Annotated in this window: 1 protein-coding gene; it reads right to left on the bottom strand. The window is 32.7% G+C overall.

From position 1 onward, the window contains the following. Nucleotides 1-203 precede the first annotated feature (203 nt). Entirely contained in the window at nt 204-659 is a 456-nt protein-coding gene (locus A5875_RS13915; protein WP_088934155.1) for a hypothetical protein, read from the bottom strand. Nucleotides 660-856: the final 197 nt, after the last annotated feature.

Genomic DNA, 856 nt, shown 5'->3' with positions numbered 1-856 from the left:
ATTAGATGAGTTGTAAGTTTTTACTTGGTGTATAGCTGTCTCTTATACACATCTAGATGTGTATAAGAGACAGTTTACTAGGTTTACTTATGCAATAATTCTCGAAGAAATCTTCAGGCATATTAAAAGCTTTAGTTGAGTGTAAGACCTGTCTCTTATACACATCTAGATGTGTATATTTACCTTCTTTGTCTGCTAACTCTTTAAATTTTTCCTCTTTTGAAAGAATCGCTTCTAATAGTTTTTCGTACGAAGTATAAGGACTGTCTCTTATACACATCTACTTCGTACAATTTACCTTCTTTGTCTGCTAACTCTTTAAATTTTTCCTCTTTTGAAAGAATCGCTTCTAATAGTTTTTCGTACGAAGTATAAGGATAACCACACAAAGGACAATCACTATCTTCTGGCTGTTTGATCTTTTTGAAGTCATCCAATAATTCTTCCCGAGTAGTTTTAAAATGCTGAACCGTTTTCGAGAAGTCGCTCATTTTTGATTTTGCTATTTCCAGACTTTCTATATCATTTTTTATCCCTGAAATGTCAAGATCCAACTGGAGAATTCTTATTACGTCTTCAAAATTGGATATATCTATCTTTTTTTCAATCTCTTCTTTGGAAAACGTCTTCTCAAGTTTTTTTACTGATTTTTCTTTCACTTTTAATGCTGTATAATTGCTGTCTCTTATACACATCTAGATGTGTATAAGAGAGGGGAAAATAATGGTGAAGGAATTGGAAGGACTAGACAAGTTTCTACTAGGTTATGCTCGAGTTAGTACCTGTCTCTTATACACATCTAGATGTGTATAAGAGACAGGTCTTATATACTACTACCGATACATCTACATCTTTA

Origin of the sequence: Enterococcus sp. 3H8_DIV0648 (genome assembly GCF_002140655.1) — a bacterium.
Lineage (GTDB): Bacteria > Bacillota > Bacilli > Lactobacillales > Enterococcaceae > Enterococcus_A > Enterococcus_A hulanensis.
Note: the sequence above shows the minus strand (reverse complement) of the source record. Positions and strands in the feature narration are given on the sequence as shown.